15 protein-coding genes and 6 tRNA genes are annotated in these 15100 nt (G+C 46.3%); 17 read left to right on the top strand and 4 right to left on the bottom strand.

Going from position 1 to position 15100, the window contains the following annotated elements; translation table 11 throughout:
• Positions 1-9: 9 nt before the first annotated feature.
• Complete coding sequence (locus tag BUR42_RS14760; RefSeq protein WP_074239960.1) at positions 10-999, bottom strand: NAD(P)H-dependent flavin oxidoreductase; 990 nt, start codon at positions 997-999, stop codon at positions 10-12.
• Positions 996-1586, bottom strand: a complete 591-nt coding sequence (locus BUR42_RS14755) for a riboflavin synthase (protein ID WP_074239959.1) — start codon at positions 1584-1586, stop codon at positions 996-998. Before BUR42_RS14755 ends, BUR42_RS14760 begins: the two co-directional genes overlap by 4 nt.
• Before the next feature lie 135 nt (positions 1587-1721).
• Here BUR42_RS14755 and rpsU point away from each other — a divergent pair, with 135 nt between their 5' ends.
• From rpsU to nusG, 12 genes are all read left to right on the top strand, one after another.
• Positions 1722-1916, top strand: a complete 195-nt coding sequence (gene rpsU, locus BUR42_RS14750; RefSeq protein ID WP_074239958.1) for a 30S ribosomal protein S21 — start codon at positions 1722-1724, stop codon at positions 1914-1916.
• Positions 1917-2012: 96 nt separating this feature from the next.
• A complete protein-coding gene (locus BUR42_RS14745) occupies positions 2013-2951 on the top strand; it encodes a tyrosine-type recombinase/integrase (RefSeq protein ID WP_074239957.1) in 939 nt (312 codons plus the stop codon).
• A gap of 244 nt (positions 2952-3195) precedes the next feature.
• A complete protein-coding gene (locus tag BUR42_RS14740; protein WP_074240609.1) occupies positions 3196-3495 on the top strand; it encodes an HPF/RaiA family ribosome-associated protein in 300 nt (99 codons plus the stop codon).
• A gap of 232 nt (positions 3496-3727) precedes the next feature.
• Positions 3728-3801, top strand: a tRNA-Thr gene (locus BUR42_RS14735).
• A gap of 39 nt (positions 3802-3840) precedes the next feature.
• A tRNA-Tyr gene (locus BUR42_RS14730) sits at positions 3841-3923 on the top strand.
• Between the two features lie 90 nt (positions 3924-4013).
• Positions 4014-4086: transfer RNA gene (locus BUR42_RS14725), tRNA-Gly, on the top strand.
• 78 nt (positions 4087-4164) lie between these two features.
• Positions 4165-4236 (top strand) — tRNA-Thr (locus BUR42_RS14720).
• Positions 4237-4363: 127 nt separating this feature from the next.
• A tRNA-Pro gene (locus BUR42_RS29765) sits at positions 4364-4434 on the top strand.
• Between the two features lie 70 nt (positions 4435-4504).
• Positions 4505-5692, top strand: coding sequence for an elongation factor Tu (tuf, locus tag BUR42_RS14715; protein WP_074239956.1), 1188 nt, complete (start codon positions 4505-4507; stop codon positions 5690-5692).
• A 109-nt stretch (positions 5693-5801) separates the two neighbouring features.
• Positions 5802-5872: transfer RNA gene (locus BUR42_RS14710), tRNA-Trp, on the top strand.
• 105 nt (positions 5873-5977) lie between these two features.
• Positions 5978-6172, top strand: a complete 195-nt coding sequence (secE, locus tag BUR42_RS14705; RefSeq protein ID WP_074239955.1) for a preprotein translocase subunit SecE — start codon at positions 5978-5980, stop codon at positions 6170-6172.
• Positions 6172-6816 carry a transcription termination/antitermination protein NusG gene (nusG, locus tag BUR42_RS14700; protein ID WP_234979677.1) on the top strand — a complete coding sequence of 215 codons (645 nt, stop codon included), beginning with the start codon at positions 6172-6174 and terminating at the stop codon, positions 6814-6816. The genes secE and nusG overlap by 1 nt, the downstream gene beginning before the upstream one ends.
• A 74-nt stretch (positions 6817-6890) precedes the next feature.
• On the opposite strand, the gene BUR42_RS14695 is transcribed toward nusG, so the two are convergent.
• On the bottom strand, positions 6891-7451 hold the full coding sequence (locus BUR42_RS14695; RefSeq protein ID WP_074239954.1) for a DUF1579 domain-containing protein: 561 nt from the start codon (positions 7449-7451) through the stop codon (positions 6891-6893).
• 70 nt (positions 7452-7521) lie between these two features.
• On the bottom strand, positions 7522-8604 hold the full coding sequence (locus BUR42_RS14690) for a lactonase family protein (RefSeq protein ID WP_074239953.1): 1083 nt from the start codon (positions 8602-8604) through the stop codon (positions 7522-7524).
• Between the two features lie 282 nt (positions 8605-8886).
• Here BUR42_RS14690 and rplK point away from each other — a divergent pair, with 282 nt between their 5' ends.
• The 5 genes from rplK to rpoB all read left to right on the top strand — a co-directional run bounded on the left by rplK (position 8887) and on the right by rpoB (position 15081).
• Positions 8887-9330 (top strand): 50S ribosomal protein L11, encoded by a 444-nt coding sequence (gene rplK / locus BUR42_RS14685; protein ID WP_074239952.1) that lies wholly within the window; start codon positions 8887-8889, stop codon positions 9328-9330.
• 27 nt (positions 9331-9357) lie between these two features.
• On the top strand, positions 9358-10047 hold the full coding sequence (gene rplA / locus BUR42_RS14680; RefSeq protein WP_074239951.1) for a 50S ribosomal protein L1: 690 nt from the start codon (positions 9358-9360) through the stop codon (positions 10045-10047).
• A 10-nt stretch (positions 10048-10057) separates the two neighbouring features.
• On the top strand, positions 10058-10648 hold the full coding sequence (rplJ, locus tag BUR42_RS14675; protein ID WP_074239950.1) for a 50S ribosomal protein L10: 591 nt from the start codon (positions 10058-10060) through the stop codon (positions 10646-10648).
• Positions 10649-10733: 85 nt separating this feature from the next.
• Complete coding sequence (rplL, locus tag BUR42_RS14670) at positions 10734-11108, top strand: 50S ribosomal protein L7/L12 (protein ID WP_074239949.1); 375 nt, start codon at positions 10734-10736, stop codon at positions 11106-11108.
• 163 nt (positions 11109-11271) lie between these two features.
• Complete coding sequence (rpoB, locus tag BUR42_RS14665) at positions 11272-15081, top strand: DNA-directed RNA polymerase subunit beta (protein ID WP_074239948.1); 3810 nt, start codon at positions 11272-11274, stop codon at positions 15079-15081.
• Positions 15082-15100: the final 19 nt, after the last annotated feature.

The raw sequence follows: 15100 nt of genomic DNA, 5'->3' as shown, positions 1-15100 counted from the left end.
CAAAGATAATTAAGATTTGAAGGCCAGCAGGCTTTGATCATATTCATGCACGATGCGGGTTACGATCTCTTCCACGCCAATGATATCATCCACCATTTCAACACTCTGCCCTGCACTCCAGAGATGCGCGTAGTTGCCGGGCTTCACGGCCTTTTGCAGTTTCTTCATCCCCTTTAGCTGCACCATCATTTTATAATACTTCTTAGTGCGGGGATTGCGGGAAAGCCATTTCTCCCAGGCGGTTTGTTTATACCCCATCTTCTTAGCTTCAGGCGTATTGATGATGTTGCAGGGCGTGCCGGAAAGCCGTTCCGTGAGTACAATATCTTCCATTCCATGATCCACAATGGCCTGTTTGTATTCTTCACTCACCGTAGCTTCCAGGCTGGCAATGAAACGGGTACCTATGGATACCATATCTGCCCCCAATACCATGGCACTGGCCATTTGCTGGCCGGTAGCAATACCACCGGCAGCAATTACGGGAATGTGCGGGAATGCTTTTTTAAGGGCCGGGATCAACACATGCATAGGGTAGGGGCCGGCATGGCCTCCTGCACCGGAACATACAGCAATAAGGCCATCTGCTCCATACTGCACAGCTTTCTGTGCATGTTCCATATTCGTTACATCACAGATCACTTTGCCGCCATAAGAGTGAGCAGCTTCTATCACCTCCTTCGGGTTCCCCAGGGAAGTGATGTAAAAAGGAACTTTGGCTGCCACACAGGCATCCAGGTGTTTTTTATAGAGCGGGTTCGTTTTCTGTACGATCAGGTTTACGCCATAAGTGCCCTGCTGATGTTGTGCCCTGGTTTCATTCAATCTATCCAGCAAAGCGGGCAATTCTCCTTCCTTACGATAGTTGAGGGAAGGGAAAGTACCTGCAATACCGGCACGGATGGCTGCTTTTATCATGGGTTCATTACTCACAAGGAACATGGGCGCCATGATCAGCGGATATTTCATACCCAGTTCCCGGAAAAGAGGATGGTTCATTTGTTGATTTGTAATTGCCGGGCCACGTATTTACCAAGGATGTCAAATTCCAGGTTCACGGAGGCGCCGGGCGTAAGATGCTGAATATTAGTGTGCTCGTAAGTATATGGGATGATGGCTACAGAAAAAGCATCGTTGGTAATGTCAAATACCGTGAGGCTGATGCCGTTCATGCAGATAGAACCCTTTTCCACGATCAGGGATGCAAATTGCGGAGGGAAGCCAATGCGATAGAGCCAGCTGCCGTTCTGTTCTTCAACGGAAAGGCAGGTGCCTGTACTGTCCACATGGCCCTGTACAATATGCCCGTCTATACGGCTGTTGAAGATCATGGCCCTTTCCAGGTTCACGGTCTGGCCTTGCTGCAGGCTGCCCAGGTTGCTTTTTAATAAAGTCTCCGCCACCGCGGTAGTTGTATAATGGTCCGCTGCAATAGCGGTAACAGTGAGGCAAACGCCGTTGTGAGAGATACTTTGATCCACCTTTAATTCAGGTGCCAATGCCGAGCTGATGGTTAATTCCAGGTTTGCTCCTTCCTTTACGGCCGAAGTAACCGTACCCATGGTTTCAATAATGCCTGTAAACATAAATAGTCTTAATATTGGACCACAAAATTAGTCAATTACACACTAACATGAAGGGGCAGTAAAATGGAGCTGATTTAATTTTGGAAAATAAAAAACTTGCCGTACCTTTGCTGTCCGTAAAAATAAAGGACAAATATGTTAATCATCGATTCTAAAGATTGCGAAAACATAGACAAAGCGCTTAAAAAGTATAAGAAGAAATTTGAGAAAGCGAAGATTTTGCTGCAACTCAGAGAGCGTCAGTCATTTACCAAGCCTTCTATCCGTCGCAGGACTGAAGTGCTGAAAGCTGTTTACAAACTGCAGGTAGCTTCCGGTAAGTTCGAGTAATCTGGTAATTAAGATCAGAAATTAATTTCTAATACATAAGATTGATGATTGTAAGGTTTTCTATAACTTTACAGTCATCAATTTTTTTGTGTTGGCATGAAGGAAGAGCATCTGATACCACTGGCAAAAGAGTTCCTGGCCTACTATACAGGCGTTAAGCGGAAATCACCGAGAACAGTGGAACTGTACACGGTGAACCTTTCCCAGTTCTTCGAATACCTGGCCCTTTCCTACGGCGGTATAGATCTGAAAGATATCCGTTCCCTTCACATCCAGTCCTGGTTAGTGGAAGGCCTTAAAGGCCGGCCGGAAAGCCCTGATACTATCTCTCCCGGTACTATCCGTCATAAAATCTCCACCTTAAGGTCGTTCTTCAAATACGCCGTTCGCCAGAAAGTGATCGGCCAGAGCCCTATGGTGAAAGTAGTGAGTCCAAAGCTGCGGAAACGCCTGCCCGTATTTGTGGAACAGAAGGGCATGCAGCAGCTGGAGCAGAATTCCGCAGAAGGAGAGGTGATCTTTGGGGACGACTTCAAAGGAGCCACTGCTCAACTCATTATTGCCTTATTGTACCAAACCGGGATCCGGCAGGCAGAGCTGCTGGGTATCAAACTGTACGACGTGGATGTAAGCAACAGCCAGATCAAAGTATTGGGAAAAGGCAATAAAGAACGCATCATCCCGCTCAGCAATGAACTGGTCCATCACATTCAGGCCTACGATGCCCGTAAACGGCAGGAACTGGAAAGTGCTGAGCTGGAATACCTGTTTGTGAACGAAAAGGGAACCAGGGTCACCAAAGGATATGTATACAGGCTGGTAAAAGCTGCGCTCAGCCAGGTAACTACCATTTCAAAAAGAAGCCCGCACGTATTGCGGCATACTTTTGCCACACATCTCGTGAACAACGGGGCACAACTCAATGCAGTAAAGGATCTGCTGGGGCATTCCAGTCTTGCTTCCACACAGGTATACACCCATAATACCATAGAAAGCCTGAAAAAAGCATATCGTCAGGCGCATCCCAAAGCCTAGCACAATTATCAACATTTAATTATACGGAGTAAGATCATAGGAACAGTTGATGCTGATCAGCTGTTATTGTTATGAGGAAAGTTATTATTGCTGTAGACTGATTTTAACAAAAATTTTTACACAAAAAATGGAAAGCCATTGAAAGTTCAGTAAATTAGTAATACAGAGTTCTCACCAAAAAACAGCCTATGAAAAGATGATTACTTGCTTGAAATTAGATTGTTAAATGTTAAATTTTAGTGCTATGAATGTTCAAATTCAAACTGTGCGTTTCGATGCTGACGCAAAACTTATTGATCATGTGAACAAACGTATTCAAAAACTCACCACCTTTTATGACCGTATCGTAAACGTTGAAGTGTTCCTCAAACTTGATCAGTTAGCCCACCAGGTAAAAGATAAGATAGCCGAGATTAAAGTACATGTACCCCGCCACGATTTCTTCGTGAAACACGAGTCTAAATCTTTCGAAGAGTCCGTCGATCTTGCTTTCGATTCGCTTGTAAATCAGATCAAGCGCCAGAAGGAGAAGAATTTACATTAATTTCCCAAAAATATTTTGAAGTTAGTTTTCTCTTTACTACCTTTGCCATCCCGAATCAAAAAGGGATCCGCAAGGGTAGTAAAGTTCTTTACTGTAGGGCATTTTAGCCGACTTACATCAGGGAATTGATGGGCACTCGGAAGCTGAAAAAAATATTTGTTTCTTAAAAAGTAAACCATTTATTTTGCGCTTCCTTTTAAGAAGAGTGTTAATCTTTTTCTTGACAAAACACGCCAGCATAGCTCAGTTGGCCAGAGCTACTGATTTGTAATCAGTGGGTCGGGGGTTCGAATCCCTCTGCTGGCTCAGAAGTTACCGGATGGCTCCGGGCAAAGTTTGTAAGTTGGGCAGGTTCCAGAGCGGCCAAATGGGGCGGACTGTAAATCCGCTGTCTTTCGACTTCATAGGTTCGAATCCTATCCTGCCCACGCTTTATTTTGTTCCGCTTTTGTGCAATCAGGGGCGGAACAAAGTTGTGCAAGGAAATAGAGTGATTGATATAAAGGATACCAATATATGCGGGAGTAGCTCAGTTGGTAGAGCGACAGCCTTCCAAGCTGTAGGTCGCGGGTTCGAACCTCGTCTCCCGCTCTGAGTCAATACGGATTATCAATTACGAATTACGGGTTGATAATTTTTAATAGAGATTCGTAATTCGTTTTTGAATTCGCTGTTGTAGCTCAGGGGTAGAGCACTTCCTTGGTAAGGAAGAGGTCGTGAGTTCAATTCTCATCAACAGCTCTAGAAATTTGAATTTTTGAAAGGGTAACCCTCATCATCAAATCAAATAAGTTTCGGATAGCAGGTCAACGGATTATCCTTCGGGAGGTTCAGGAGATCAGTATCCGGAATTTCGAAGTTTAACTAAGCCGATAAGCTCAATGGATGAGCGTTCTCAGGGAAAAGAGAAAGGAGCGGGTTCAATCCCCGTCATTGGCTCAAGTTTGTAAAAACAGTTTTTAAAAAACAACATAATACAACTTTACAAACCATCTTAAAAAAAAATACAATGGCAAAAGAAACCTTTAAGCGGGATAAACCCCACGTTAACATTGGTACCATCGGTCACGTGGACCACGGTAAAACTACCTTGACTGCTGCCATTACTACAATTCTGGCAAACAAGGGTCTGGCTGAGAAGAAAGGATATGATGAGATCGACGCAGCGCCTGAAGAAAAAGAAAGAGGTATTACCATCAATACAGCACACGTTGAGTATCAGACTGTAAACCGTCACTACGCACACGTTGACTGTCCAGGCCACGCCGACTATGTGAAGAACATGATCACCGGTGCAGCTCAGATGGATGGTGCAATCCTCGTGGTAGCCGCTACAGATGGTCCAATGCCACAAACGAAAGAACACATCCTCCTCGCTCGTCAGGTAGGTGTTCCACGTATCGTAGTATTCATGAACAAAGTTGACCTGGTTGATGATCCGGAATTGCTGGAACTGGTTGAGATCGAGATCCGCGACCTGTTGTCTTCATACGGTTTTGATGGCGATAATGTGCCCATCATCCAAGGTTCTGCAACCGGCGCCCTCGCTGGCGATGCTAACTGGGTATCTAAGATCGACGAACTGATGGAAGCTGTAGATACTTACATTCCGCTGCCTCCACGTCCGGTTGATCAACCGTTCCTGATGTCAGTAGAAGACGTATTCTCTATCACTGGTCGTGGTACCGTTGCTACTGGTCGTATCGAACGCGGTCGTATCAAAGTTGGTGAGAACGTTGAGATCGTAGGTCTGATCCCTGAGTCTCTGAAATCTACCTGCACTGGTGTTGAGATGTTCAAAAAACTGCTGGATGAAGGTGAAGCTGGTGACAACGCCGGTCTGCTGCTCCGCGGTATTGAGAAAACTCAGATCCGTCGTGGTATGGTTATCTGCCAGCCAGGTTCTATCACTCCGCACACTGACTTCAAATGCGAAGTTTACGTACTGAGCAAAGAAGAAGGTGGCCGTCACACTCCATTCTTCCAAAAATACCGTCCTCAGTTCTACTTCCGTACAACTGACGTAACTGGTGAGGTTGAATTACCAGCAGGTGTTGAAATGGTTATGCCCGGTGATAACATCGGTCTGGTTGTTAAACTGATCCAGCCTATCGCTATGGAAAAAGGTCTGAAATTCGCTATCCGCGAAGGTGGACGTACCGTAGGTGCTGGTCAGGTTACAGAAATCCTGAAATAATCATCAGTAGCAATACTGTATAATAAAAAGGCCATTAGTTGTAATTTGCTTTCATTAGCGGATTATATTTGCTGAGCAGAGACAATTGCGGCTAATGGCTTTTTCACAAACGGGTATGGTGCAACGGTAGCATACGGGTCTCCAAAACCTTTGATCTGGGTTCGAATCCTAGTACCCGTGCTTAAGAATTGAATTGCCGGATAGTTAAATTGATTGGTTTTGAAAGAAAACAAACAATTTTACTCCTCGGCAATTTTATCGTTCATATCAGGATAACTTATTACCATGAACAAAATCACCAACTACTTCAGAGAATCATACCACGAACTGGTTCATAAAGTATCCTGGCCAACCTGGCGGGAACTGCAATCCTCTACCATGATCGTTCTGATCGCCACTATAATCATCACCCTGATGGTTTGGGGAATGGATTCAGCATCTCACCTCGTTTTATCGCAATACTATAAACTGTTTCAATAATGGATGATATCCAATTAGAAGATACCCCACTGGACGAAACGCCACAGGAACAAGCCTCCGCACCTGAAAAGCCGAAGGTTGAAGCACCGCAGGCTCCCGCTCACGAAACCAAATGGTACGTGCTGCGCGTAGTAAGCGGCAAGGAGCGGAAAGTAAAAGAATACCTCGATATCGAAGTGCGCCGTAGCGACTGGGGCAATGTGATCAGCCAGATCTTCCTGCCCGTGGAAAAGGTCTATAAAGTGCAGGCTGGTAAAAAAGTGATGCGCGAAAAGAACTTCTATCCCGGGTATATCATGATCGAAGCGATGGAAGGCAGGATGACTGATGAAGTGATCCAGGCTATCCGCAACGTTTCCGGCGTGATCCACTTCCTCGGAAAAGAAAAACCCATTGCACTCCGCAAATCAGAAGTAAACAAAATGCTGGGTAAAGTGGACGAGATCTCCGATCAGGGCCTCACCATGAGCGAACCATACATCGTGGGAGAAACCATCAAGATCATCGATGGACCATTCAACGATTTCAATGGCGTGATCGAAGAAGTACTGGAAGACAAGAAGAAACTGAAAGTAACGGTGAAGATCTTCGGCCGTGCTACTCCGGTGGAACTCAACTTCATGCAGGTAGAAAAGATCAGCTAAGCTGCTCATTATATTTAAAAAAAGCCTCCCGGATCCCGGGAGGCTTTTTTGTTTAAATGTCGTTTAGTATTAGCTTATTTGCGGGTCATCTTCATTTCCATGCTCTTGTACTCCGTGCCGTTTTCCATCTGGAACATCTCCATCTGATGGGTGTTATCATCTACGATCCTGTATACCTCTCTAATGTTCATTTCCTTGCCAGAGGCTGGATTGGTGCATTTGCCTGTAAAGGTAACAGAACGGGTGGCATCGTCCCATTTGCCTTCCATGTACATAATACCGGTACTCATGTTATCCACCCATGAGCTTTGGAAAACCTTTTTCAGATTGTCGTACCCCATAGTGCCAATGCCTTCAAAAGGCTGCCCGCCAAACGAACCGGTGTGTTTTGATTCCTGGAAACGGCCGCCAAGGATCATTTTGTTCACGCATTTGCCGCTTTGTTTGGAAGGAGGAGCGCCCGGAGCCATCCAGAAGGTGATGTCCGTATTCCACTCTCCGTCAGACATGGCGATCATTTTTTGAACAGAACCGGGGGTAGCGTATTCCATCCAGTTCTTTTGTGCAGCTTCATCCTGAGCATTCACAGAAAAAGCAATAAAGCAGGTGATGAGAATTAACAATGTGCGTTTCATAAAGGGGTGGTTTTTAGGGCACTAAAGTTACAAAATACTTGTTTTGACAACTTTATGCATGGTGCCACACCTATTTTACCAATTGGAGGCAAACGGGTTTCTGCACACTGATCTCATAACCGGTGGGGGTCAGTTTCCCTGAAACCAGGTCTCTTTTAAACACCACCACATTATTGGTACTCTGGTTAGCTGCGAGTACAAACTTGCCGGAAGGATCGATCAGGAAGTTCCGGGGATTCTCGCCCAGTGTGGATTGATGACCTGAAAAGCTCAGCTTGCCCGTATTCTTGTTGATCGTGAAGATGGCCAGGTAGTTTTGTTTGTCCCTGTCGCTCAGGTAAAGGAATTTCCCGTCCGGGGAGATATGTACATCCGCCAGGCCGAACTTAACTGAGGCGCCGGGAGCTGAAGAAAGTGATTGGAAAGGTATCAGTGTCCCACCCTTATAATGGTAAGCCGTTACATCGCCATTAAGCTCTCCCACCACATAAGCATATTTACCATTAGGATGAAAAGTGAAGTGCCTTGGACCCATACCCGGTTTGGTAGCAACAAAAGGTATGGCAGCAGGGGTGAGGGGTGTTTGTTTATTATCAGGATGGTAATCGTAGACCATGATCTTATCAATGCCCAGGTCCGCAACAAATACCTGCTTTTCATCCGGCGAGAAATTGGCAGAGTGGGCATGAGGACCTTTCTGCCGGGATTCCACCACACTGGACCCCGTGTGCTGGATAGTTTGCAGGGGAGCGCCAAGGCTGCCATCGGCCAGAACAGGCAATACGGATACACTGCCACTGCCGTAATTGGCCACAATTACATTCCGTCCGGCTTTATCTATCGTGATATGGCAGGGACCGTTGCCGCCGGAGGATTGGGTGTTCTTCAACAGTAACTGGTTGCCATTAAGCCCTAGTGCATATACCTTGCCGCCGCCAGCTTCGCCGACTGCATAAACAGCCTGGCCGCCGGGGGCTACGGTCAGGAAGGAAGGATTATTCAGCTCCTGTGTTGAATCCTGTGCTGTAAGGGCCCCTGTTTCCGCATTAAAGCTGTAAACATGCATGCTTTTGGTGTAGGTGCCGATGAGCAGACGGGATTGTGCCATGAGCGAAAATGGTAATAGTATAATAAGGAGGCTGAAAAAGCGCATAAGTGGAAATTTGGGCTTAAAATACAATATAAATCCGTATCTTTGTATGCTGTATTAGAAACCTAATATACTGATGAATAGGGCTTTAGCTATTAATTTTATTCCCAATCTCCGGATAATAGCAAAAAAAATGCCGAACTCCAAACAATTTTTGCTATTTATTTAATTAATACCTACCTTTGCATCCCCCTTGAAAGGTCTTTTAAAGACTTTTGAGTTTTGGGAGTTTTCTTCCCGGTAAAACGAGGAGGAGGACGTTTAACCAAATTAAAACAGACATCAATGGCAAAAGAGATCGCAACGTACGTGAAATTGCAGGTGAAAGGCGGCCAAGCCAACCCTGCACCTCCGATTGGTCCCGCTTTGGGTTCCAAAGGTGTGAACATCATGGAGTTCTGCAAACAGTTTAATGCCCGTACCCAGGATAAAATGGGTAAGGTATTGCCGGTTTTGCTGACAGTTTACACTGACAAATCATTCGACTTCGTAATTAAGACGCCTCCCGCACCTGTACAGCTGCTGGAAGCTGCCAAACTGCAAAGTGGTTCTAAAGAGCCTAACCGTAACAAGGTAGGTAAAGTATCCTGGTCACAGGTTGAGGCTATTGCTCAAGACAAGATGCCTGACCTGAATTGCTTCACCCTGGAAAGCGCTATGAAAATGGTTGCCGGTACAGCACGTAGCATGGGTATTACTGTAGACGGTAAAGCCCCCTGGGAAAACTAATCTTAACTTTTTTTAAATCATTCTGCAATGGCAACGAAGAAAAGAAAAGTGGCTGACGTGAAAGTGGACAAGAATAAGTCATACAGCCTGAAAGAGGCATCCACGCTCGTTAAAGACATTAATTGTACTAAATTCGACTCTTCCGTCGATTTACATATCCGCTTAGGCGTTGATCCTAAGAAAGCTGACCAGGCAATCCGTGGCTCTGTTACGCTTCCACACGGTACTGGTAAGACTAAGAAAGTATTGGTTCTTTGCACACCTGATAAAGAAGCTTCTGCTAAAGAAGCGGGTGCAGATTTCGTGGGTCTGGATGAATTTATCCAAAAGATCGAAGCTGGCTGGACGGATATCGATGTAATCATCGCTACTCCTTCCGTGATGCCTAAGATCGGTAAACTGGGTAAGATCCTCGGTCCACGTAACCTGATGCCGAACCCTAAGACAGGAACTGTTACCAATGATGTAGCAGCTGCTGTTAACGAGGTTAAAGGCGGTAAGATCACCTTTAAAGTAGATAAAGCTGGTATCATCCACGCTTCTATCGGCCGTATTTCATTTGCGCCTGATAAGATCGAGCAGAACAGCCAGGAGCTGATCAACGCGATCATCAAGCTGAAACCGGCTACTGCAAAAGGTACTTACCTGAGAGGCTTATCCATGGCGAGCACCATGAGCCCTGGTATTGTAATTGACACCAAATCTGTTCAAAACTAATTATTGAGTAATGACGAAAGATCAAAAAACAGAGGCAATAGAGCTGCTGAAAGGTAAGTTCTCTCAATATAGCAACTTCTACATCACCAATACAGAGTCCCTGAGCGTTGAGCAGGTGAACCACCTGAGAAAGGTGTGCTTCGATAAGAAGGTAGAAATGAAGGTGGCTAAGAACACCCTCATCAGAAAAGCTTTGGAAAGCCTGGACAATGAGAAATATGCCGGTGTTTACGAAGCACTGCATGGCGTAACTGCCCTCATGTTCTCAGACAGCCCGAAAGAGCCGGCACTGATCATCTCCACTTTCCGTAAGGAAAACGCTAAACTGGAAAAACCAGTACTGAAAGCAGCTTTCATCGCTGACGAACTGTACCTGGGCGACAACCAGCTGGCTAGCCTGGTGAAGATCAAAACCAAGAACGAACTCATCGGCGAAGTTATCGGTCTGTTGCAGTCTCCTGCAAAACGCGTTATCGCTGCTTTGCTCGAGAAAGGAAAGAAAGAAGGAGAAGCAGTTGCTGCAGCTCCCGAAGCTTCCGCACCATCTGCTCCTGAAGCTCCCGCAGCTGATGCAGCACCAGAAGCACCTGCAGCTGAATAAGCTACAGTGGCCCAATTAACATGGCTTCCAAGTCACAATATAAACAACAACAAATTTTAAAAAACAATTTCAAAAATATCATACAATGGCAGACGTAAAAGCATTAGCTGAACAATTAGTAGGTCTTACTGTTAAAGAAGTTCAAGAACTCGCAGACGTACTGAAAAGCGAATACGGTATCGAACCAGCTGCTGCTGCAGTTGTTGTAGCTGCTGATGGTGGTGGTGGAGCCGCTGCTGCTGAGGAAAAAACTGCCTTTAACGTAATCCTGAAATCTGCTGGCGCAAGCAAGCTGAACGTAGTGAAGATCGTTAAGGATCTGACCGGTCTTGGTCTGAAAGAAGCTAAGGAACTGGTAGACGGTGCTCCTAAAGCTATCAAAGAAGGCGTAGCCAAGGCTGAAGCAGAAGACCTGAAAGCGAAGCTGACTGAAGCTGGCGCTGAAGTTGAAATTCAGTAATTCTTTGTTTAGATACATCTTTTTGAGGTCAAAAGTGCTTTTGCACTTTTGACCTTACCCCTTTGGGAAAGTGTCCTTCAATAGACAAGAATTTCGATGTATTTGACAAAGAATCATTAATTTCCCTTATTCATACAAGTTATATTAACTGCTAACTTCGAATATGTCTCTAAAAAAAGCCCAAACTAACGAAAGAATTAATTTTGGAAAGATCAAACAAGTTGCTGAGACACCGGATCTGTTGGCTATCCAAATTCAATCTTTCAAGGATTTCTTCCAATTAGAAACCACACCAGACAAGCGAAACAACGAAGGCCTTTTTAAAGTATTCAAGGAAAACTTCCCGATCACAGATACGAGAAATATCTTCAATCTGGAATTCCTTGATTATTTCGTAGACCCTCCGCGTTATACCATCGAAGAGTGTATTGAGCGGGGGCTTACGTACTCCGTGCCGCTCAAAGCAAAACTCCGTCTGAGCTGTAACGACGAGGAGCACGTAGACTTCCAGACAATTGTACAGGACGTATTCCTCGGGAATATCCCTTACATGACCCCAAGGGGCACATTCGTGATCAACGGTGCTGAACGGGTAGTTGTATCTCAACTCCATCGTTCTCCTGGTGTATTCTTTGGTCAATCTGTACATCCAAACGGTACCAAGATCTACTCTGCAAGGGTAATCCCCTTCAAAGGAGCCTGGATGGAGTTTGCGACGGACATCAATAATGTGATGTACGCGTACATCGACCGTAAGAAGAAATTCCCGGTAACCACCCTGTTGCGTGCCATCGGCTACGAAACAGACAAGGATATCCTGGAGCTGTTTGGTATGGCTGACGAAGTTAAAGCAGACCGCAAGAACCTGGAAAAATACACCGGCAAAAAGCTGGCTGCCCGCGTTTTACGTAGCTGGGTGGAAGATTTCGTGGATGAGGATACCGGTGAGGTGGTGAGCATCGAAAGAAATGAGATCGTTCTGGAACGCGACAGCTTCCTGGATGAAACCAATATCGAGCTGATCACAGACATGGGCGTGAAATCTGTATTTGTGCAGAAAGAAGAGGTGAGCGGCGACTTTGCCATCATCTATAACACCCTCAACAAAGATACATCTAACTCCGAACTGGAAGCCGTTCAGCACATCTACCGCCAATTGCGTGGTGCCGATGCGCCGGATGACGAAACAGCAAGGGGTATCATCGATAAATTATTCTTCTCTGATAAACGTTATGACCTCGGAGATGTAGGCCGTTACAAGATCAACCGCAAGTTGGGCTTGCCTACTCCGCTGGACATGAAAGTGCTCACCAAGCTGGATATTATCGCCATCATCAAATACCTGGTTCAACTGACCAACGGTAAAGCTGATATCGATGATATCGATCACCTGAGCAACCGTCGTGTACGTACCGTGGGAGAACAGCTCTATGCGCAATTCGGCGTAGGTCTGGCCCGTATGGCCCGTACCATCCGTGAAAGAATGAACGTAAGGGATAACGAGGTGTTTACGCCAGTGGACCTGATCAATGCGAGAACTTTGTCCTCCGTGATCAATTCCTTCTTCGGTACTTCTCAGTTGTCTCAATTCCTGGACCAGACCAACCCACTGTCTGAGATCACGCACAAACGCAGGATCTCCGCACTCGGGCCCGGCGGTTTGAGCAGGGAGAGAGCAGGTTTTGAGGTACGTGACGTACACTATTCCCACTACGGCCGTCTCTGTACGATCGAAACCCCTGAAGGACCAAACATCGGTCTGATCTCCACCCTGTGCGTACACGCCATGGTGAATGAAATGGGATTCATTGAAACACCTTACCGTAAAGTAAAAGACGGTAAAGTGGATATGAGCAAGATCGAATACCTGAGCGCTGAAGAAGAAGATTCTGTTAAGATAGCCCAGGCCAACGCTCCGTTGGACGATAAAGGCTCCTTCACCAACGAGAAAGTGAAGTCCCGCGAAACCGGCGACTTCCCGATCCTGGACCGTGGAGAAGTAGAATATATGGACGTGGCTCCGAACCAGATCGTTGGTTTGAGCGCTTCCCTGATCCCGTTCCTGGAACATGATGACGCCAACCGTGCGTTGATGGGATCAAACATGCAACGTCAGGCTGTACCGCTGATCAATCCACAGGTGCCTATCGTAGGTACCGGCCTGGAAGGAAAAGCAGCACGCGACTCCCGCCTGCAGATCACTGCAAACGGTAAAGGTGTGGTAGAGTTCGTGGATGCAAATGAGATCCATGTTCGCTATGAGCGCGACGAAATGCAGAAACTGGTAAGCTTTGAAGATGATCTGATCATCTACCAACTGACCAAGTTCGTTAAAACCAACCAAAGCACCTGTATCAACCTCCGTCCTGCTGTGAAGAAAGGACAAAGAGTGGTAGAAGGAGACTTCTTAACAGAAGGATACGCTACCCGTGCAGGTGAGCTGGCCCTCGGCCGTAACCTGAAAGTGGCCTTCATGCCATGGAAAGGATACAACTTCGAGGATGCGATCGTGATCTCTGAGCGTGTTGCCAAAGAAGATTGGTTCACCTCTATTCATATCGACGAATACGAACTGGAAGTACGTGACACTAAACTGGGTGAAGAAGAACTGACTCCGGATATTCCGAACGTGAGCGAAGAAGCCACCAAGGACCTGGATCAGAACGGTATCATCCGTGTAGGTGCGCATATTAAAGAAGGAGATATCCTGATCGGTAAGATCACCCCACGTGGTGAATCTGATCCTTCTCCTGAAGAAAAACTCTTAAGAGCGATCTTCGGTGATAAAGCTTCCGATGCGAAAGATGCTTCCCTGAAGGCACCACCATCTACAGAAGGTGTGGTGATCGACAAGAAGCTGTTCTCCCGCGCTAAGAAAGACAAGAACTCCAAAACCCGTGAAAAAGCGGCATTGGAGAAATTGGAAAAGATACATCAGAAGAATGAAGAAGACCTGATGGAAGTGCTGATGAGTAAATTGTTGCTGCTGCTGAAAGACAAAACGTCTGCAGGTATCACCAACACTTACGGTGAAGTACTGATCTCCAAAGGCTCTAAATTCTCCAACAAGAACCTGGCGAATGTTGACTTCCAGTTTGTAAACCCATTGGGTTGGACAACTGATCAGGAAACAAACGACCAGATCAACTTCCTCCTCCACAACTTTAACATTAAGTACAACGAGGAGCTGGGCCGCTACAAACGTGAGAAGTTCAACATCTCTATCGGTGATGAACTGCCAGCGGGCGTACTGAAACTGGCTAAGGTTTACCTGGCCAGCAAACGTAAGCTGAAAGTAGGGGATAAGATGGCAGGCCGTCACGGTAACAAGGGTATCGTGGCTAAGATCGTACGCGATGAGGATATGCCATTCCTGGAAGATGGAACCCCGGTTGATATCGTGTTGAACCCACTTGGGGTACCTTCACGGATGAACCTTGGTCAGATCTATGAAACCGTTCTTGGATGGGCCGGTCAGAAACTGGGTGTAAGATTCGCCACGCCTATCTTCGATGGTGCGAGCGTGGAAGAGATCGCAGAATACATCACTGAAGCTAAATTGCCAAGCTTCGGCCACACTTACCTGAGTGATGGAGAAACCGGCGAGCGCTTCCACCAGAAAGCAACAGTAGGTATTATCTACATGCTTAAACTGAGCCACATGGTGGACGACAAGATGCACGCCCGTTCTATCGGACCATACAGTCTCATTACGCAACAGCCGCTGGGTGGTAAAGCCCAGTTCGGTGGTCAGCGTTTTGGTGAGATGGAGGTATGGGCCCTGGAAGCATACGGTGCCGCCAACATCCTGCAAGAGTTGCTCACAATTAAGTCCGATGATATCGTAGGCCGTGCGAAAGCTTATGAAGCAATCGTGAAGGGAGACAATATACCGAAAGCCGGTGTACCTGAGTCCTTCAACGTATTGATCCATGAGTTACGTGGTCTCGGTCTGGACCTGAAGTTTGATTAAGATTATTATATATAGGCAG

It is taken from the genome of Chitinophaga niabensis (assembly GCF_900129465.1).
In the GTDB taxonomy this organism is placed as follows: Bacteria; Bacteroidota; Bacteroidia; order Chitinophagales; family Chitinophagaceae; genus Chitinophaga; species Chitinophaga niabensis.
Note: the sequence above shows the minus strand (reverse complement) of the source record. Positions and strands in the feature narration are given on the sequence as shown.